The 18164-nt window shown below is 76.3% G+C and carries 19 protein-coding genes; 16 read left to right on the top strand and 3 right to left on the bottom strand.

Going from position 1 to position 18164, the window contains the following annotated elements; translation table 11 throughout:
- Positions 1-163 precede the first annotated feature (163 nt).
- From BLR12_RS18390 to BLR12_RS18375, 4 genes are all read left to right on the top strand, one after another.
- Positions 164-304, top strand: coding sequence for an excisionase family DNA-binding protein (locus tag BLR12_RS18390; RefSeq protein ID WP_218120723.1), 141 nt, complete (start codon positions 164-166; stop codon positions 302-304).
- 389 nt (positions 305-693) lie between these two features.
- Positions 694-792 carry a 30S ribosomal protein bS22 gene (locus tag BLR12_RS18385; RefSeq protein ID WP_012854759.1) on the top strand — a complete coding sequence of 33 codons (99 nt, stop codon included), beginning with the start codon at positions 694-696 and terminating at the stop codon, positions 790-792.
- A 10-nt stretch (positions 793-802) separates the two neighbouring features.
- Positions 803-1909 carry an NAD-dependent epimerase/dehydratase family protein gene (locus tag BLR12_RS18380; protein WP_091381181.1) on the top strand — a complete coding sequence of 369 codons (1107 nt, stop codon included), beginning with the start codon at positions 803-805 and terminating at the stop codon, positions 1907-1909.
- Complete coding sequence (locus BLR12_RS18375) at positions 1902-2810, top strand: lysophospholipid acyltransferase family protein (RefSeq protein WP_091381180.1); 909 nt, start codon at positions 1902-1904, stop codon at positions 2808-2810. Before BLR12_RS18380 ends, BLR12_RS18375 begins: the two co-directional genes overlap by 8 nt.
- 217 nt (positions 2811-3027) lie before the next feature.
- On the opposite strand, the gene BLR12_RS18370 is transcribed toward BLR12_RS18375, so the two are convergent.
- The 3 genes from BLR12_RS18370 to BLR12_RS18360 form a co-directional block, all read right to left on the bottom strand.
- A complete protein-coding gene (locus BLR12_RS18370; protein ID WP_255363611.1) occupies positions 3028-3888 on the bottom strand; it encodes an HAD family hydrolase in 861 nt (286 codons plus the stop codon).
- Between the two features lie 151 nt (positions 3889-4039).
- Entirely contained in the window at positions 4040-5206 is a 1167-nt protein-coding gene (locus BLR12_RS18365; RefSeq protein ID WP_091381177.1) for a DUF5667 domain-containing protein, read from the bottom strand.
- 118 nt (positions 5207-5324) lie between these two features.
- Positions 5325-6086, bottom strand: coding sequence for a sigma-70 family RNA polymerase sigma factor (locus BLR12_RS18360; RefSeq protein ID WP_218120722.1), 762 nt, complete (start codon positions 6084-6086; stop codon positions 5325-5327).
- A gap of 194 nt (positions 6087-6280) precedes the next feature.
- Here BLR12_RS18360 and BLR12_RS18355 point away from each other — a divergent pair, with 194 nt between their 5' ends.
- From BLR12_RS18355 to BLR12_RS18300, 12 genes are all read left to right on the top strand, one after another.
- Positions 6281-7837: an AMP-binding protein gene (locus BLR12_RS18355; protein ID WP_091381174.1), complete on the top strand. Its 1557-nt coding sequence runs from the start codon at positions 6281-6283 to the stop codon at positions 7835-7837.
- The gene (locus BLR12_RS18350; protein ID WP_091381172.1) at positions 7827-8078 is read left to right on the top strand and encodes a glutaredoxin family protein; all 252 of its coding nucleotides are present in this window, start codon (positions 7827-7829) and stop codon (positions 8076-8078) included. Before BLR12_RS18355 ends, BLR12_RS18350 begins: the two co-directional genes overlap by 11 nt.
- Positions 8079-8546: 468 nt before the next feature.
- Positions 8547-9203, top strand: coding sequence for a redox-sensing transcriptional repressor Rex (locus tag BLR12_RS18345; RefSeq protein WP_091381170.1), 657 nt, complete (start codon positions 8547-8549; stop codon positions 9201-9203).
- Positions 9200-10561 carry a glutamyl-tRNA reductase gene (locus BLR12_RS18340; protein ID WP_091381169.1) on the top strand — a complete coding sequence of 454 codons (1362 nt, stop codon included), beginning with the start codon at positions 9200-9202 and terminating at the stop codon, positions 10559-10561. Before BLR12_RS18345 ends, BLR12_RS18340 begins: the two co-directional genes overlap by 4 nt.
- Before the next feature lie 73 nt (positions 10562-10634).
- Complete coding sequence (gene hemC / locus BLR12_RS18335; RefSeq protein ID WP_091381167.1) at positions 10635-11570, top strand: hydroxymethylbilane synthase; 936 nt, start codon at positions 10635-10637, stop codon at positions 11568-11570.
- Positions 11571-11694: 124 nt separating this feature from the next.
- Positions 11695-13233: a uroporphyrinogen-III synthase gene (locus tag BLR12_RS18330; RefSeq protein WP_091381165.1), complete on the top strand. Its 1539-nt coding sequence runs from the start codon at positions 11695-11697 to the stop codon at positions 13231-13233.
- Positions 13230-14207, top strand: coding sequence for a porphobilinogen synthase (gene hemB, locus BLR12_RS18325; protein ID WP_091381164.1), 978 nt, complete (start codon positions 13230-13232; stop codon positions 14205-14207). The genes BLR12_RS18330 and hemB overlap by 4 nt, the downstream gene beginning before the upstream one ends.
- A complete protein-coding gene (locus tag BLR12_RS18320; RefSeq protein WP_091381162.1) occupies positions 14204-14704 on the top strand; it encodes a hypothetical protein in 501 nt (166 codons plus the stop codon). Before hemB ends, BLR12_RS18320 begins: the two co-directional genes overlap by 4 nt.
- Positions 14701-16086 carry a glutamate-1-semialdehyde 2,1-aminomutase gene (hemL, locus tag BLR12_RS18315; RefSeq protein WP_091381160.1) on the top strand — a complete coding sequence of 462 codons (1386 nt, stop codon included), beginning with the start codon at positions 14701-14703 and terminating at the stop codon, positions 16084-16086. Before BLR12_RS18320 ends, hemL begins: the two co-directional genes overlap by 4 nt.
- On the top strand, positions 16086-16718 hold the full coding sequence (locus tag BLR12_RS18310) for a histidine phosphatase family protein (RefSeq protein ID WP_091381158.1): 633 nt from the start codon (positions 16086-16088) through the stop codon (positions 16716-16718). The genes hemL and BLR12_RS18310 overlap by 1 nt, the downstream gene beginning before the upstream one ends.
- Positions 16715-17290 (top strand): TlpA family protein disulfide reductase, encoded by a 576-nt coding sequence (locus BLR12_RS18305; RefSeq protein ID WP_091381156.1) that lies wholly within the window; start codon positions 16715-16717, stop codon positions 17288-17290. Before BLR12_RS18310 ends, BLR12_RS18305 begins: the two co-directional genes overlap by 4 nt.
- Complete coding sequence (locus BLR12_RS18300) at positions 17290-18102, top strand: cytochrome c biogenesis CcdA family protein (RefSeq protein ID WP_091381155.1); 813 nt, start codon at positions 17290-17292, stop codon at positions 18100-18102. The genes BLR12_RS18305 and BLR12_RS18300 overlap by 1 nt, the downstream gene beginning before the upstream one ends.
- Positions 18103-18164 lie beyond the last annotated feature (62 nt).

Genomic DNA, 18164 nt, shown 5'->3' with positions numbered 1-18164 from the left:
CCGGCCCGCGCCCCGTCGGCCGGCCGATCCAGGCCGCCACGATGGCCCGCCCGGTCCCGCCGCAGCACCCGGCCGCCATGCCCGTCGGCCGCCCGTCGGCCGCCCGCCGGTCCCCGCCCCCCGCGCCGCCGTCACCTTCCTGACGGTCGCCGAGGTCGCCAGCATGATGCGCGTCTCGAAGATGACCGTGTACCGCCTCGTCCACGCCGGCGAGCTCGCCGCCGTCCGCGTCGGCCGGTCCTTCCGCGTGCCCGAGCGCGCCGTCCAGGACTACCTGCGCGACGCCTACACCGACATCGCGTGACAGAGGACCCCTCTGCCCTCCACCGGAGGAGGACCCCGTCCCCCCACCCCTCGCAAGCTCGGGGCGGTGCCCTGGACGGGGCCGGGAACCCTGCAGAGGGGCCGGCTCGGGCGCGCGGAGTCACCCGCGCCATCGCCTGAGACGTGACGGTCGCCCTCCGGGCGACACCGCACGACCGCACCACCCCACCCCCTGCGGGTGGGCACGGAACGCCGGTGGCTCCACGCGGCAGCGTCGCCGCGGGAGCGCCGGGTACGCTCGGACGCCGAGCGACGCCGGGACCGGCACGGTCCGGGTCGTCGCACACGAGCCATCACCTCGCGCGGCGCCCGGTGCGACCTCCCGGTCGACGGTGGCCGCCGCGCCGCAACGACGTCGGGAGCACGCACATGGGTTCGGTCATCAAGAAGCGCCGCAAGCGGATGGCGAAGAAGAAGCACCGCAAGCTGCTGAAGAAGACCCGCGTCCAGCGCCGCAACAAGAAGTGAGCTGACGCTCGTGCCGCCCGCGGTCGTCCTGGTCACCGGCGTGAGCCGGTGGCTCGGCGGTGCGCTGGCGGCCGAGCTCGCTCGCGACCGCGCCATCGAGCGCGTCATCGGGGTGGACACCGTCCCGCCGTCGCCGGAGATGCTCCGCCGCCTCGGCCGCACCGAGTTCGTGCGTGCCGACATCCGCAGCCCGCTGATCGGCAAGGTCATCACCGCGGCCTCGGTCGACACGGTGGTGCACATGAACATCAGCTCCACACCGGCCGGGTCCGGCGGGCGGGGGCCGATGAAGGAGCTCAACGTCATCGGGACGATGCAGCTGCTGGCCGCCTGCCAGCGGGCGGCGTCGGTCCGCCGGTTCGTGCTGAAGTCGAGCAGCGCCGTCTACGGCGCCTCGTCGCGCGACCCCGCCGTCTTCACCGAGGCCATGCAGGCCCGCCGGGTCCCCTCCGGCGGCTTCGCGCGCGACAGCCTCGACATCGAGGGCTACGTCCGCTCGTTCTCGCGGCGCCGCCCCGACGTCGGGATCGCCGCGCTGCGCTTCACCAACTTCATCGGCCCGCGCATCGACTCGGTGCTCACCTCCTTCCTGCGCAGGCCGGTGGTCCCCACGGCGCTGGGGTACGACGCCCGGGTGCAGCTGCTGCACGAGGACGACGCCCTGGCCGTGCTCACCCGCGCCACCACCGGCGACTTCGCCGGCACCGTCAACGTCGGCGGGGAGGGCACGCTGCTGCTGTCCCAGGTGATCCGCCGGCTGGGCCGGCTCCAGGTGCCGCTGCCCTCGCCCGCGCTGGGCTCGCTGGGCCGGTTCACCCGCCGCTTCGGGTTCGTCGACTACTCCCCGGAGCAGATGCGCTTCCTCAACTTCGGCCGGGTCGTGGACACCGGCGTGCTGCGCGAGGAGTTCGGCTACACGCCGCGGTACACCACCGAGCAGGCACTGGCCGACTACGCCAGCACCCTGACGCCGGTCATCCCGCCCGAGGTGGTCGCCGGGGTCACCGGCCGGGCGCAGGACCTCGTCGCCCGGGTGGGCGCGACCGCCGGCGCGGTGGGGGAGAGGCTGCGGCCCACCCCGCCGTCCCCCGGACTGCGGGCGGTGCGCGATGCCTGAGGCGCGCGTCATCCCGCTGCGGCCCGACGACGACGAGCCGCGGGTCCCGCCGCCGTCGTCCCCCTCGTGGGAGGACCAGGTCGCCGGCGGCCTGGAGTTCCTCCGGCGGCGGCTGACCGGCGACTACCGGACCGACGAGTTCGGGTTCGACCCCGACCTGACCGACCACGTCCTGCTGCCGCTGCTGCGGCCGCTGTTCTCCCGCTGGTTCCGGGTGGAGACCCGCGGCGTGGAGAACGTGCCCGACGTCGGCGGCGGGCTGGTCGTGGCCAACCACTCCGGCACCGTGCCGCTCGACGCGATGATGGCCACGGTCGCGCTGCACGACGACCACCCGGCCCGGCGCCGGCTGCGGCTGCTGGGCGCCGACCTGGTGTTCGACATGCCGGTGGTCGGCTCGCTGTCGCGCAAGCTCGGCTCGACGCTGGCCTGCAACGAGGACGCCGAGCGGCTGCTCACCGGCGGGGAGCTGGTCGGGGTGTTCCCCGAGGGCTTCAAGGGGATCGGCAAGCCGTTCCGCGAGCGGTACACCCTGCAGCGGTTCGGCCGGGGCGGTTTCGTCACGGCCGCACTGCGGACCGGAGCCCCGATCATCCCGTGCGCCGTCGTCGGCGCCGAGGAGACCTACCCGATGATCGGCAACGCCAAGACCATCGCCCGGCTGCTCGGCCTGCCCTACTTCCCGCTGACCCCCACCTTCCCGGCGCTCGGCCCGCTGGGGCTGGTGCCGCTGCCGTCGAAGTGGCTGATCGCGTTCGGCGAGCCGATCGAGACGGCGTCCTACGGGCCGGCTGCCGCGGAGGACCCGATGCTGGTCTTCAACCTCACCGACCAGGTGCGGGAGAACATCCAGCAGTCGATCTACCAGCTCCTCCTGCAGCGGAAGTCCGTCTGGGGCTGAGCCCCGACGAGTGGGAGGCCGGAGGCCTCCCCGAGGAGGGGCTCGTACCCGCGTCACGCGAGCCAGGACGGTGCCGAGTCGCGGATGCCAGCGGAAGTCGCCCTGCGAGGTGCCTCGACGAGTGGGGGCCGGAGGCCTCGGCGAGGAGGGGCAGGCCGGGCTCAGCGCAGCAGGGGGACGGCACCTGGCCGCGGTGGGAGGCCGGTAGGCCGACAGATCAGCTGAGCTTGCGGCGGCGGAGGGCGAGCGCGCCGCCCACCAGGCCACCGGAGAGCGCCGCGGCCGCCACCGTGGGGACGACGGTCTTCGCGGCCTTGCGCCCGGTGCGGAAGTCGCGGATCTCCCAGCCCCGGGACCGGGCCACCGCCCGCAGCTCGGTGTCGGGGTTCACCGCGACCGCGCGGCCGGTGAGGGTCAGCATCGGCAGGTCGTTGGAGCTGTCGCTGTAGGCGGTGCACCGGGACAGGTCGAGGCCCTCCCGCTCGGCCAGCGCCCGCACCGCCTCGGCCTTGGCCTCGCCGTGCATCATCTCGCCGACGAGGCGGCCGGTGTAGTGCCCGTCGACGATCTCCGAGACGGTGCCCAGCGCGCCGGTCAGCCCGAGCCGGTGGGCGATGATGCTGGCCAGCTCCACCGGCGTCGCGGTCACCAGCCAGACCCGCTGCCCGGCGTCGAGGTGCTGCTGGGCGAGCACCCGGGTGCCGGCCCAGATGCGGTCGGCCATGAGCTCGTCGTAGATCTCCTCGCCCGCCTGCACGATCTCCGACACCGGGCGCCCGGCGACGAAGGCGAGCGCGCTCTCCCGGATGGTGTGCATGTCGTCGGCGCTCTCGTTGCCGGCGATCCGGAACTTGGCCTGCTGCCACACGAAGCGCGACATGTCGCGGGTGGTCAGGTACTTGCGCGCGGCCAGCCCGCGGGCGAACCAGAAGATCGACGCGCCGACCATCATGGTGTTGTCGACGTCGAAGAACGCCGCCGAGGTCAGGTCCGGGACGACGGCCGGCGCCGGCTCGACCTCGGCGGCTGCGGCCGAGGCGGCGCCGGCGACGTGCGCCCGCGTCTCCTCGTCGGGCACGTCCGCCGATCGTGCGCGGCGGCCGCGGAAGGGCAGTCCCGGCACGAGACCTCCACTGTCGCTCCTCCACCGCCCTCGCGGGCGGCCGGTGGATCACCTCCACGGACCCTAGTGGCGCCCGGGACGGCAGCGGCCGGGGGCCTCGGGCGGGTCAGCAGACCAGCGGGCGGATGCAGACGGGCAGCGGGGTGTCCAGCAGCGGGGCCTCCGGCTCCTCGGGGACCACCGGCACCGGGGCCGGCAGCTGCGGCGTCGGCACGGTTCCCACCGGCTGGTCGTCCGCCGGCACCTCGGGCACGACCGGCGCCGTCCCGCCGCCGTCGGACGGTGACCCGGTGTCCCGGTCGCCGCCGGTGCCGCTGGAGGGGGCGGACGGCGCCGGTGCGGGCCCGGGCGGGTCGGCCGGTGTGCCACCGGGAGCTGCGGGGTCGCCGGGAGCGGGCGCACCGCCGGAGGGAGCGCTGCCGGCGCCCCCGGACGGGGTCCCGCCGGCGGGGGCGCCACTCCCCGGATCGGCCGCCGGGCACTCGGCGGGCACCGGCCCCAGCGGGTCGGTGCCCACCGTGGCGCGCCCGTCCGCGCACGCCAGGGCGGCCCGGAGCCCGGTGGCCCGCGCGGAGACGTCGGCCAGCAGCCCCAGGGACTCCTGCGTAGCGGTCGCTGCGCCGGTGGGCAGCCCGGGCTGCAGGGCGGTCAGCTCGGTGGTCTGCTGCTCGGCCCAGCCGGCCAGCTCCACCACGGGTGCGGGGTCCACGCCGTCGGCCGCCCGCGTGGCCAGCAGGGCGGCGCCCTCCCGGGTCTGGGCGTCCATGGTGTCGAGCAGGCCGACGACGTCGGGGGCGGCGGGGTCGGTCAGCGCGGCCAGCTCGTCGAGCCGGGTGGCGGCGAACTCCAGCAGCGTCAGGCCGCGGTCGTCCCCGGCGAGGGCCAGCTGCGTCTGCTCGGTGCCCCGCTTGACGCCGTACAGTGCGTCGCCGGGGCGGGCGTCGGTGGACAGCGCCACCAGGGTGCCGAGGGTGGTCACGGCCAGCGCCGCACCGGCCAGACCGGCGGTCAGCCGGGTGCGCCAGACGGCGGATGGCGCGTCGTCCGCCCGGGCGGGCAGCAGCCGGCGCAGGCCCGGGCGCGGCTCCGGCCGCGGCGCGCGCACCGCGGCCATGGCGACCAGCCGGTCGCGGGTGGCCGACCGGAACGCCGGGTCGGGCGCGTCGTCGAGGTCGGCCGACAGCTGCCGCAGGCGGGCCAGGACGGCGTCCTCCTGGTCGCGCACGGCGGCGCGCCGGTCGCCCGGCGGGGTCGTGCCGGCGTGCGTGCTCACCTGGTGCCTCCACGCGGTCGGTCGAGGGGGCGGCGCCGTCCGGTGGAGCGCCTCCACCCCGAGAACGACTCCGGCTCCCGGACCGTTACGGCCGTCCGGCCGGGAACTCCTGCGGCGCTCACCGCAGCCCCTCGGGCACCAGGTCGGCCAGCCGGCGGACGGCGCGGTGCTGCAGGGCCTTGACCGCGCCGTCGGTCTTGCCCATGACCGCCGCGGTCTCGGCGACGGACAGCCCCTGCAGGAAGCGCAGCGAGATGCACTCCTGCTGCTCGCTGCCCAGCTGCCGGATGCAGGCCAGCAGCTGCTCGTTGGTCAGCGCCTGCACGACGGCGTCCTCCGGCCCGTCGGTGGCCCGGTCGGCGTCGTGCATGTCCGCGGTGGTGACCTCGAGGCGGAAGCGGCTGCTCTTCACGTGGTCGCGCACGATGTTGCGGGCGATGGTCACCAGCCACGCGCCGACGTCGCGGCCCTGGAAGGACAGCGAGTCGATCCGGCGCAGCGCCCGGACGAAGGTCTCGCTGGTGAAGTCCTCGGCCTGCGCCCGGTCGCCGACCCGGTGGAGCAGGTAGCGGAAGACCATCGTCACGTAGTGGTCATAGAGCAGCCCGAAGGCCTCGGCGTCCCCGTCCTGCGCCCGGCGGACCAGCGCCCAGACGTCGACGGCCGGCGACGGGACCGTCCCGCCGAGGGCGACCTCCTCCTCGGCGACCTCCTCCTCGACCTCCTCCGCGGCCGGACCGGCGTCCTCGTCGGGGAGGGGAGTCGGGCCGGGGGCGGGCAGTGCGTCGAGGGCCGCCCGGGGGTGAGGGGTGGGGCGTGGCCGCGGCTCGCCGGACACGGCGGCAGGCGCGCGCTCGTCCGCGGGGCGCGACCGTCGCATCCGTCCGTCCTCCTCGTCCACCCGCCGGGGTCCCTCGGCCCCGGTCCGTGGCACCCGTCGGGCTGGACCGCGGTGCTGCGGGTCGCAGCCCATGGTGACAACATCGCTGCAGCCCGTCCACGCCACCCCGGTCGAGGCCGGCGCGAGGCTCCTCCCGGCGGGTGGCCGGAACCGCTCCAGGGGAGGAGGTGTGCGTGACCGACGTCGGTAGCTCGCTGTCCGTGCTGGTGCGCGCGGCGGCCCGGGAGCGCGCGGACGCGCCGGCGGTGGTGTCCGGTGGGCAGCGCCTCACCTGGGCCGAGCTGGACGCGCAGGTCGACCGCGTGGCCGCCGGGTACGCCGCCCGTGGGCTGACCCCGGGCGAGCGCGTCGCGGTGCAGCTGCCCAACGGCGTCGACTGGCTGCGGGCGACGCTGGGCGCCCTGCGCGCCGGGCTGGTCGTCGTCCCGGTGAACACCGCCTACACCGACCCCGAGCTCGAGTACGTGCTCACCGACTCCACCGCGGCCCTGCTGGTCACGGCCGGGGACCGGGCGGAGGTGGCCGGGGTGCCGGTGCTCGCCGGACCGCCCACGGACGACGCCCCGCCGCCCGCCGTCCCCGAGGCTCCCGGCGCCCTGGCCTTCCTCTCCTACACCAGCGGGACCACGGGCCGGCCGCGCGGGGCGATGCTGTCGGCCGCGGCGCTGCGGGCCAACCAGGAGCAGTGCCTGCGGATGGAGCCGCCGCCGGTGCGACCCGACGACCGGGTCCTGCTGGTGCTGCCGCTGTTCCACGTCTACGGCCTCAACGCCGGCTTCGGCCTGGTCGCGGCCACCGGTGCCTGCGCGGTGCTCGTGGAGTCCTTCGACCCGCTCACCTGCCTGGAGGTCATGACGCGGGAGGAGGTCACCGCCGTCCCGGGCGCCCCGCCGATGTACCAGGCCTGGCTGGCCGCGGCCGACGCCGCCGGCTCCGACGCCGTCCTGCGCCGGGCGTTCGCCGCCGTGCGGATCGCCTCCTCCGGCGCGGCGCCGCTGCCCGTCGACGTGTGGACGGCGATGCGCGCGCGGGCCGCGGTGACGGTGTGGGAGGGCTACGGGCTCACCGAGGCGTGCCCGGTGGTGGCCAGCACGCTGGCGACCGGGCGGGCCAAGCCGCACTGCATCGGCGGCCCGGTCCCCGGCGTGGAGCTGCAGCTGCGCGACACCGCGCTGCACGAGCCGGCGGACGACGACGTGCCCTCGTCCGGCGACCTCGCCGAGGACGGCCCGGGCGAGATCTGGGTGCGCGGCACCAACCTCTTCTCCGGGTACTGGCCGGACGGCGCCGACGGGCCGGACGCCGAGGGCTGGCTGGCCACCGGCGACCTCGCCTACGCCGACGAGGACGGCGACCTGCACCTGGTCGACCGGCGCAGCGACCTGGTCCTGGTGAGCGGCTTCAACGTCTACCCCGCCGAGGTGGAGCGGGTGCTCGACACGCACCCGGCCGTCGCGGAGAGCGCGGTCATCGGCGTGCCCGACCCGCAGACCGGGGCCGCCGTCCGCGCCGTCGTCGCCCTGCGCCCCGGGGCACGGCTCGGCTTCGAGGAGCTGCGCGAGCACGCCGCGGCGTCCCTGGCCCGGTACAAGGTGCCGACGTCGGTGCAGGTGCTCGCCGCCCTGCCGCACTCGCTGACCGGCAAGGTCAGCCGGGCCCGGCTGCGGGAGCTGGGCCTGGCCCGCACGCAGGAGGCGGTCGACGGGCCCGGGGGCGACGGTGACCGCTGAGACGCCGCGGCTGCAGCTGCTGACCCGGGCGGAGTGCCACCTGTGCGCGGTGGCCGCGGAGACCCTGGACCGGCTGGCCGCCGACGCCGGGCTGACCGTGACGACGGTGGACGTCGACGCCGACCCCGAGCTGCAGGCCGAGTACGGCGACCGGGTGCCGGTGGTGCTGCTGGACGGCCGCGAGCACTCGTACTTCACGGTGGACGTGCCCCGGCTCCGGCGGGACCTCGGCACGTCATAGCCCGACTGCTCGACATAGCCCGACTGCTCGACGCGCGACACCGCTCTGGCGCTGTTCCCGACGCTCCCGCGCTGCTGCAACGGCGCGGGAACAGGTGGGACAGCGCGTGGGTGGATCGGCCGGAGGGATCCGTGCCAGGAGCGGCAGCCGGCCGGCTCGCTCCGGCTCACCCGACCGGGTCCGGTCGGGGAGGCGCGGGTATGGTCTCCACCACAGCCGGCTGGATCTGCGCTGGGGAGCGGCCCGCGGGCCCCCCGGCGACTTTGTTCCTGCGTTCACAAGCGGTTACCGTGGCGGTCGCCGGGCGGCACTCCGCCCGGGTCCCCGATGTCGTGCGACCGCATCCGGCACCCGCCGGACCCCGGGCGCGACCGCTTGTGGAGTGGGCACATGACCGAGCGCGCGAGGTCATGCGGCAGCACAGCTCCCCAGGGCGCGGGGTCGACGAGCGCCAGCGAGGAGATCCCCGTGTCCCCATCGCGGCCCCGGATCCCGGAGGCCACCGTCGCCCGCCTGGCCGTGTACCTGCGCGTGCTCGTCGGCCTGGCCGACGGCGGGCGCAGCAACGTGTCCTCCGGCGAGCTCGCGTCGGCGGCCGGCGTCAACCCGGCCGGGCTGCGCAAGGACCTCTCCCACCTCGGCCCGTGCGGGGTCCGCGGCGTGGGCTACGAGGTGGCCACGCTGCGCGACCGCATCGCCCGCGTCCTCGGCGTCGAACGCTCCCGTCCCTGCGTGCTGGTCGGGATCGGCAACCTGGGCACGGCCCTGGCCGACTACGCCGGCTTCGGCAGCCGCGGGTTCCGCTTCGTCGGGCTCTTCGACGCCGCCCCGGCCCGCGTCGGGCAGCAGATCGGCGGCCAGCCGGTGCGCCCGATGGAGGAGCTCGACGAGGTCGTGGCCGCGACGGCGGCCACGATCGGGGTCATCGCGACACCGGCCGACGTCGCCCAGCCGGTCTGCGACCGGCTGACCGCGGCCGGGGTGAGGAGCATCTTGAACTTCGCGCCGGTGGCGCTGACCGCGCCCGCGGAGGTCGACGTCCGCCAGGTCGACCTGTCCGTCGAGCTGCAGGTGCTCGCGTTCCTCGGCCAGCAGCGCGGGACGACGGTGGAGGTGGGGGCATGAGTCTCCTGGCGGTGGGCGTCAGCCACCAGACCGCCCCGGTGGCGCTGCTCGAGCAGTTCGCGATGGGCGCCGACGACACGGTGAAGGCGCTGCACGAGCTGGTCGGCAGCGACCACGTCAGCGAGGCGATCGTGCTGGCGACCTGCAACCGGGTCGAGGTCTTCGCCGAGGTCGACCGCTTCCACGGCGGCGTCACCGAGGTCAGCCGCGTGCTGGCCCGCCAGGCCGGCGCCACGGTGGAGGAGCTCTCCCCGTACGTCACGGTGCACTACGAGGACCAGGCAGTCGCGCACCTGTTCACCGTCGCCGCCGGCCTGGACTCCATGGTGGTCGGCGAGACCCAGGTCCTCGGGCAGCTGCGCAACGCCTACGCGCTGGCCCGCGAGCAGGGCGCCGTCGGCCGGGCGATGCACCCGGTCGCCCAGCGGGCCCTGCGGGTCGGCAAGCGGGTGCACTCCGAGACCGGCATCGACAAGGCCGGCGCCTCGCTCGTGTCGGTGTCCCTCGACCGCGCCGAGGAGCGGATCGGCTCGCTGGCGGGCCGGCCGGTGCTGGTCGTCGGCGCCGGGTCCATGGGGGCGCTCGCCGCGACCACGCTGGCCCGTCGCGGCGCCGCCGTCACCGTCAGCAGCCGCACCGCCGCGCACGCCGAGCGGCTGGCTGCCTCCGTCGAGGGCCGGGCCGCCGAGCTCGCCGACCTGCCCGCCGCGGTGGCCGCCGCCGACGTGCTGGTCACCTGCACCGGCGCGCGCGGGCTCGTCGTGACCACCGACGTCGTCGCCGCGGCGATGGCCGCCCGCCCCGGCCGGCCGCTGGTCGTCATCGACCTGGCCCTGCCCCGCGACGTCGACCCGGCGGTCGCGGCGCTGCCCGGCGTCCACGTGGTCGACCTGGCGCTGCTGCAGGGCGAGCGCGGGGCCGACGGGCACGCGTCCGCGAGCCCGGTGGCGGCCGACGACGTCGCCGCGGCGCACGCCCTCATCGAGGCCGAGACCGCGCTGCTGCGCGCCGAGCGGCAGGCCGCCGCCGTCGCGCCGACGGTGTCCGCGCTGCGCAGCCAGGCCGCCGAGGTGGTCGACGCCGAGCTGCTGCGGCTGTCCACGCGCGTGCCCGACCTGGACGCCCGCGCCCGCGCCGAGGTGGCGCGCACCGTCCGCCGCGTCGTCGACAAGCTGCTGCACGAGCCGACCGTGCGGGTCAAGGAGCTGGCCAGCGCCCCGGGCGGGGTCGACTACGCCGACGCGCTGCGCGCGCTGTTCGGCCTGGGCATCGACGCCGAGGTGCTGCCCGCCCGGACCAACCTGGCCGAGGCCGTCACCGTCGATCCCGACGAGCTGCGCCCCGGGGGGACGACGTGACCGAGCTCGCGAGGTCACGCATGGGCGCGGCACCGGCGGTCGCGGCACCGGCGAGCGCCGGCGAGGAGGGGCCGTGACCGTCAGCACCGCCACGTTGCGGCTGGGCACCCGCGCCAGCCAGCTGGCGACCACCCAGTCGCAGGCGGTGGCCGACGCCATCACCGCGACCAGCGGCGTGCCGGTCCAGCTGGTGCCCATCAGCACCGAGGGCGACCGCTCGTCGGCGGCGATCGCGCAGCTCGGCGGCACCGGTGTCTTCGTGACGGCGATCCGCCAGGCGCTGCTCGAGGGCACCGTCGACGTCGCCGTCCACAGCTACAAGGACCTGCCCACGCTGCCCGAGCCGGGGCTGACCATCGCCGCCGTCCCGCCGCGGGAGGACCCGCGCGACGCGCTGGTCGCCCGCGACGGCCTCACCCTCGGCGAGCTGCCGGCCGGCTCGAAGGTGGGCACCGGCGCCCCGCGCCGGGTCGCCCAGCTGCGCGCGCTCGGCCTCGGCCTGGACGTCGTGCCGATCCGCGGCAACGTCGACACCCGCATGGCGCGGGTGGTGCCGGGTGACCTGGACGCCGTCGTGCTGGCCCGCGCCGGGCTGTCCCGGCTGGGCCGGCTCGGCGCGGTGACCGAGACCCTCGACCCCCTGCAGGTGCTCCCGGCGCCGGCGCAGGGCGCGCTGGCCGTCGAGTGCCGCGCCGACGACGACCGCACCCGGCAGCTGCTCGCCGCCCTCGACGACGTCGGCACCCGTGCCTGCGTGGTCGCCGAGCGGACGACGCTGGCGGCGCTGGAGGCCGGCTGCAGCGCGCCGGTCGCCGCCTACGCCGAGCTGGCCGAGGGCGAGGACGGCCCCGAGCTGTTCCTCCGCGCCTCGGTCACGGCGCTCGACGGCAGCGACGGCGTCCGCGGGTCGACGACCGGACCGCCCGCCGAGGCCGAGCGGCTGGGCCGCGAGCTCGCCGCGGAACTCCTCGACCGGGGGGCGGCCGAGCTGATGGCGGCCTCCCGGTGACCGCGCTCGCGCGGTCGCCCATCGACACGGTGACGCGCACCGCCACCCCCGGCCGGACAGCAGACCCCGGCCCCCCGTACCCCCGCACACACGAGCCCTCCGGGGCCAGAACCAGGAGCAGGACATGACGCGCAAGAACGGCGCGGCCGGCACGGTCGTCTTCGTCGGCGCCGGCCCGGGTGACCCCGGGATGCTGACCGCCCGGGCGACCGCGGCGCTCGCCGAGGCGCACACCGTCCTCGTCGACCCCGACGTCCCCCCGGCGATCGCCGAGGCGGTCCGCGCGGAGCGGCCCGAGCTCGAGCTGACCCCCGCGACCGGTGAGCCGGCCGAGGTCGCCAAGGTGGCCGTGGCCGCCGCCAAGGCCGGCGGCACCGTCGTCCGGCTGGTGGCCGGCGACCCGTTCACCTCCGACGGCGTGGTCAAGGAGGTGCTGGCCGTCGGCCGCACCTCGGTCGGCTTCGACGTCGTCCCCGGTGTCGCCCCGGCGACCGCCGTGCCGGCGTTCGCCGGTGTCGCCCTCGGCGGCACCTCGCTGTCGGCGGACCTGCGCGGCGGCGATGCCGGCCTCCCGGCGCTGGCCGCCGCGGCGAAGAGCCTGGACGCGCCGCTGGTGCTGCAGGGCAACGCCGAGGACCTGCCCGACGCCGCCGCCCGGCTCGTCGAGGGCGGCCTGCCCGGCTCGACCCCGGTCGTGGTCACCACCGGCGGCTCGGGCACCGGGCAGCGCAGCGTCGTCGCCAAGCTCGCCGCGGTCGCGGAGAAGACCGCCGGGCTGGACCCGTTCACCGGTCCGGTCGTGGCCACCGTCGGCTCGGCCGTCGACAAGCGCGCCAAGCTCTCCTGGTGGGAGAGCCGGCCGCTGTTCGGCTGGCGGGTGCTGGTGCCGCGCACCAAGGACCAGGCCGGCGAGATGAGCGACCGGCTGCGCGCCTACGGCGCCGTCCCGGTCGAGGTGCCGACCATCGCCGTCGAGCCGCCGCGCAGCCCCGCGCAGATGGACCGCGCCGTCAAGGGCCTGGTCACCGGGCGCTACGGCTGGATCGTCTTCACCTCGGTCAACGCGGTGAAGGCCGTCCGGGAGAAGTTCGTCGAGCTCGGCCTGGACGCCCGCGCGTTCGCCGGGGTCAAGGTCGCCTGCGTCGGGGAGTCCACCGCCGACGCCGTCCGCGCCTTCGGGATCGTGCCCGAGCTGGTGCCCACCGGGCAGCAGTCCAGCGAGGGCCTGCTGGCCGACTTCCCCGAGTACGACGACGTGCTGGACCCGATCGACCGGGTGCTGCTGCCCCGCGCCGACATCGCCACCGAGACCCTCGCCGCGGGCCTCAAGGAGCGGGGCTGGGAGATCGACGACGTCACCGCCTACCGCACCGTCCGGGCCGCCCCGCCGCCCGCCCCCGTGCGCGAGGCGATCAAGGGCGGCGGCTTCGACGCGGTGTGCTTCACCTCGTCGAGCACCGTGCGCAACCTGGTCGGCATCGCCGGCAAGCCGCACGCGAAGACCGTCGTCGCGGTGATCGGCCCGCAGACCGCGGCCACGGCGCAGGAGTTCGGCCTGCGGGTCGACGTCCAGCCCGAGACCGCCGCGGTCGGCCCGCTGGTCGACGCGCTGGCCGCGTACGCGCTGTCCCTGCGTGAGGCGGAGGACGGGGGCTCCCAGTGAGTTCCGGCTTCGCGCGCGGGCGTCGGCTGCGGTCGACGCCCGCGCTGCGGCGGCTCACCGCGCAGACGCGGGTGGCCCCGGCCGACCTGGTGCTGCCGGTGTTCGTCAAGCAGGGCATCGACGAGCCGGTGCCGATCGGCTCGATGCCCGGCGTCGTCCAGCACACGCAGGACTCGCTGCGCAAGGCCGCGCACGAGGCGGCCGAGGCCGGCATCGGCGGGCTGGTCCTCTTCGGCATCCCGTCGGAGAAGGACCCGGTGGGGTCGCAGGCCGACGCCGCCGACGGCGTGGTCAACGTCGCCCTGCAGCAGCTGCGCGCCGACCTCGGCGACGAGCTGGTGCTGATGGCCGACCTGTGCCTGTGCGAGTACACCGACCACGGGCACTGCGGGCTGGTCACCCCGGCCGGCGTCGTCGACAACGACCCGACGCTGGACCGGTACGCCGCCGTGGCGATCGCCCAGGCCCAGGCCGGGGCGCACGTCATCGCCCCCAGCGGGATGATGGACGGCCAGGTCGCGGCGATCCGGCAGGCCCTCGACGGGGCCGCGCACACCGAGACGCCGATCCTGGCCTACGCCGCGAAGTACGCCTCGGGCTTCTACGGGCCCTTCCGCGAGGCGGCCGAGGGCGCACCGCGGTTCGGCGACCGCTCGACGTACCAGATGGACCCGCCCAACGCCGACGAGGCGCTGCGCGAGGTGGCCCAGGACCTCGCCGAGGGCGCCGACGCGGTCATGGTCAAGCCGGCGCTGCCCTACCTGGACATCGTCGCCCGGGTCGCCGACGCCGTCGACGTCCCGGTCAGCGCGTACCAGGTCAGCGGCGAGTACGCGATGCTCGAGGCCGCGGCCGCGAACGGCTGGGTCGACCGGCAGCGCGCGATCCTGGAGACGCTCACCGCCATCCGCCGGGCGGGCGCGGGCACCGTGCTCACCTACTGGGCGGTGGAAGCGGCCCGCTGGCTGCGATGACGTACGTCGAGCCCGGGGGCTCCTGGCGGCCGCTGTGGCTGGTCGCCGGGGTCCTCGGGCTCCTCGCCGTCCTGGACCTGGCGCTGCCGGGCCCGGACGTGCCGCCGCTGCTCCGGGTGCTGGCGGTGCTCGCCGTCCTCGGGATCGTGGCGGCCGGCGTGGTGTCGGCCCGCCGCGCCTGGACGGTGCGGGTCGACGCCGACGCCGCCGACCCGGTGCTGTCCGTCGGCCCCGAGCGGGTGCCGCTGACCGACGTCGACGCCGCCCACCTGCGCGCGGTCGGCGCCGGGACGGCGGGGGTGGACGCCGGCGCCCCGGTCCTCGGCGGCGGCTGGTCGCTGCCCCGCGGGCGGGCCGGGCTGCCGCTGCGGACCACCGACGGGCGCACCGTGCTGGTGCCCACCCGCGACCCGGCAGCGCTGTCCCGGGCACTCCTCGCCGCTGTGGCGGACGTCCCCGGCGGTCTGTCGGGGAGGAAGGGGACACTGGGCTCGTGACCTCGCTGGACAGCCTTCCGTACGCCTACGAGGCCCCCACGTCGGCCGACCTGTTCGATCGGGCGCAGCGGGTCACCCCCGGCGGCGTGAACAGCCCCGTGCGGGCCTTCGGCGCCGTCGGTGGCACCCCGCGCTTCATGGCGCAGGGCCAGGGCGCGTACCTCACCGACGCCGACGGCCGCCGCTACGTCGACCTGGTCGCCTCGTGGGGACCGCTGATCCTGGGCCACGCCCACCCGGCCGTCGTCGAGGCCGTCACCGCCGCCGCCCGCCGCGGGCTGACCTTCGGGGCGCCCACCGAGGCCGAGGTCGAGCTGGCCGACGAGATCGTCGCCCGGGTGCCCCCCGTGCAGAAGGTCCGGCTGGTCAACTCCGGCACCGAGGCCGTGCTGTCCGCGGTGCGGCTGGCCCGCGGCGTCACCGGCCGGCGCCTCGTCGTGAAGTTCGCCGGCTGCTACCACGGCCACGTCGACGCGCTGCTGGCCTCGGCCGGGTCCGGCGTCGCCACCCTGGGCCTGCCCGACACCCCGGGCGTCACCAGCGGCGCCGCGGCCGACACCATCGTGCTGCCCTACAACGACGCCGCCGCCGTGGAGGCCGCCTTCGCCGAGCGGGGCAGCGAGATCGCCGCGGTCATCACCGAGGCCGCGGTCGGCAACATGGGCGTCGTCCCGCCGCTCGACGGCTTCAACGAGGCGCTGCGGCGGGTCACGGCCGCGCACGGCGCGCTGCTCATCGTCGACGAGGTCATGACCGGCTTCCGCGTCTCCCGCTCCGGCTGGTACGGCCTGGACCCGGTGGACGCCGACCTGATGACCTTCGGCAAGGTCATGGGCGGCGGGATGCCGGCCGCGGCCTTCGGCGGTCGCGCGGACCTCATGGACCACCTGGCGCCGGCCGGGCCGGTCTACCAGGCCGGCACGCTGTCGGGGAACCCGGTGGCCGTGGCCGCGGGCCTCACGACGCTGCGGCACTGCACCGACGAGGTGTACGCCCGCTGCGACGAGGTGGCCGCCACCCTGCGCGGAGCGGCCAGCGCCGCGCTGTTCGCCGCCGGTGTCCCGCACCGGGTGCAGCAGGCCGGCTCGATGTTCTCCGTCTTCTTCGTCCCCGACGAGCGCCAGGTGCGCGACTACGACGACGCGCGCTCCCAGGACGCCGCCCGCTACAGCGCCTTCTTCCACGCGATGCTCGCCCGCGGGGTCTACCTGCCCCCGTCGGCGTTCGAGGCGTGGTTCGTCAACGCCGCCCTCGACGACGCCGCCGTCGAGCGGGTCCTCGAGGCGCTGCCGGCGGCCGCCCGCGCCGCCGCTGCGGTCGATCCGTCGTCCGCCCCGCCGGCCGAGGAGCCGGCCGACGCGAGCACCGGGATGAGCAGCTGATGGCCGAGACCACCGTCCACCTGCTGCGCCACGGCGAGGTGTTCAACCCCGAGCAGGTGCTCTACGGCCGGCTGCCGGGCTACCGGCTGTCGGAGACCGGCGAGGCGATGGCCCTGGCCGCTGCGGAGTGGTTGTCCGACAAGGGCGTGACGCACGTGGTCTCCAGCCCGCTGGAGCGCGCGCGGCAGACCGCGGCGCCGATCGCCGGCAAGCTCGACCTGCCGGTGGAGACCGACGACCGGCTGATCGAGGCCGGCAACGCGTTCGAGGGGCTGAAGGTCGGCGTCGGGGACGGCGCGCTGCGCTCCCCCCAGCACTGGTGGAAGCTGCGCAACCCGTTCCGGCCCTCCTGGGGCGAGCCCTACGTCGAGATCGCCGTCCGGATGCTCGCCGCGGTCGAGGCCGCCCGCGACGCCGCCCGCGGGGCGGCGGCGGTGTGCGTCAGCCACCAGCTGCCGATCTGGACGCTGCGGCTGCACCTGGAGGGACGCCGCTACGCCCACGACCCGCGCCGCCGGCAGTGCGGGCTGGCCAGCGTCACCTCGGTCACCTACGACGGCGACCGGGTCGCCGGGATCTCCTACGCCGAGCCCGCCGGAGCCACCGACCCCGACGCGGTGCCCGGCGCATGAGGCGGGGTCTGCTCGGGGCGCTCGTGGGCGCCCTGCTGCTCACCGGCTGCTCCACCGGCGACGGCGCGGTCGACGTCAACAACGGCGGGGAGTTCCGCTTCGTCCAGGGCACCCCCTCCGGTGAGGTCATCCCGCCCGAGGAGCGCGCCGCGGCGCCGGAGTTCGGCGGCGAGCTGCTCGACGGCGAGCGGTTCCGCTCCACCGAGCTCGACGGCGAGGTCGCGGTGCTCAACTTCTGGGGGTCCTGGTGCGCCCCCTGCCGGGTGGAGTCGCCGGAGTTCCAGGAGGTCTACGCCGACGTGCGCGACCAGGGCGTGCGGTTCCTCGGCGTCAACGTCAAGGACACCGACCAGCTCGCCCGCGCCTTCGAGGACAGCTTCGGCATCGAGTTCCCCTCGCTGTACGACCCGCGCGGCGAGGTGGCGCTGGCGTTCCGGGACTACCCGGCCAACGCGATCCCGTCCACCATCGTGCTCGACGCGCAGGGCCGGGTCGCCGCCGTCTACACCGGTGCCGTCGCCCAGGACGACCTGCGCGCGGTGCTGGACCTGCTGCTGGCCGAGGAGGGCTGATGGGGGACACCTTCAGCGGCCTGGTCACCGACGGCCCGCTGCTCGTGGCCGCCGCCGTCGCCGCGCTGGTGGGCCTGGTCAGCTTCGCCTCGCCCTGCGTCCTCCCGCTGGTGCCGGGCTACCTGTCCTACGTCACCGGGCTGGTCGGCACCGGGGCGCAGACGGCCGTCACCGCCACGTCCGGTGGGAGCACGGCGACCGCGGTCCGGCTCGACGAGCGCTCGCCCCGCGGCCGGATGGTGCTCGGTGCGGTGCTGTTCGTGCTCGGCTTCACCGCGGTGTTCGTCGCCGTGGGGACGGCGTTCGGCGGTCTGGGCCGGCTGCTGCTGCAGTACGACGACGTCATCACCCGGGTCATGGGCGTCGTCGTCGTCGTCGTGGGCCTGGCCTTCCTCGGCCGGCTGCCGCTGCTGCAGCGCACCGCGCGGCTGTCGGCGCGACCGGCCGCCGGGCTGGCCGGCGCCCCGCTGCTCGGCGTCGTCTTCGGGCTGGGCTGGACGCCGTGCCTGGGCCCCACGCTGGCCGCGGTCTACTCGCTGGCATACGTGGAGGCGACCGCCGGCCGGGGCGCGCTGCTGTCGGTGGCCTACTGCGTCGGCCTGGGCGTGCCGTTCGTCCTGGTCGCCCTCGGCGCCCGCTGGGCGATGGGCGCCACCTCCTTCCTGCGCCGGCACGCGCAGGCGGTCACCCGCTTCGGCGGAGCCGTGCTCGTCGTCGTCGGGCTGCTGCTGGTCACCGGCGCGTGGACCGAGATGATGCGCTGGCTGCAGGGCTGGCTGGCCGCCAACGGCTTCGCGGAGACGTCCCTGTGACCGAGCTCGCGAGGTCACAGCGTGGGTGGAGCACCGCCGGGCACGACGCGGACGAGCGCCAG

The sequence above is a fragment of the Geodermatophilus sp. DSM 45219 genome (genome assembly GCF_900104025.1).
Taxonomy (GTDB): Bacteria; Actinomycetota; Actinomycetes; order Mycobacteriales; family Geodermatophilaceae; genus Geodermatophilus.
Note: the sequence above shows the minus strand (reverse complement) of the source record. Positions and strands in the feature narration are given on the sequence as shown.

Bases quoted from the DNA above. Each gene is read 5' to 3' on its own strand.
- BLR12_RS18390 (WP_218120723.1), top strand. From the start codon at position 164: ATGATGCGCGTCTCGAAGATGACCGTGTACCGCCTCGTCCACGCCGGC.
- BLR12_RS18385 (WP_012854759.1), top strand. From the start codon at position 694: ATGGGTTCGGTCATCAAGAAGCGCCGCAAGCGGATGGCGAAGAAGAAG.
- BLR12_RS18375 (WP_091381180.1), top strand. From the start codon at position 1,902: ATGCCTGAGGCGCGCGTCATCCCGCTGCGGCCCGACGACGACGAGCCG.
- BLR12_RS18360 (WP_218120722.1), bottom strand. From the start codon at position 6,086: ATGCGACGGTCGCGCCCCGCGGACGAGCGCGCGCCTGCCGCCGTGTCC.
- BLR12_RS18340 (WP_091381169.1), top strand. From the start codon at position 9,200: ATGAGTCTCCTGGCGGTGGGCGTCAGCCACCAGACCGCCCCGGTGGCG.
- BLR12_RS18330 (WP_091381165.1), top strand. From the start codon at position 11,695: ATGACGCGCAAGAACGGCGCGGCCGGCACGGTCGTCTTCGTCGGCGCC.
- BLR12_RS18320 (WP_091381162.1), top strand. From the start codon at position 14,204: ATGACGTACGTCGAGCCCGGGGGCTCCTGGCGGCCGCTGTGGCTGGTC.
- BLR12_RS18310 (WP_091381158.1), top strand. From the start codon at position 16,086: ATGGCCGAGACCACCGTCCACCTGCTGCGCCACGGCGAGGTGTTCAAC.
- BLR12_RS18305 (WP_091381156.1), top strand. From the start codon at position 16,715: ATGAGGCGGGGTCTGCTCGGGGCGCTCGTGGGCGCCCTGCTGCTCACC.
- BLR12_RS18300 (WP_091381155.1), top strand. From the start codon at position 17,290: ATGGGGGACACCTTCAGCGGCCTGGTCACCGACGGCCCGCTGCTCGTG.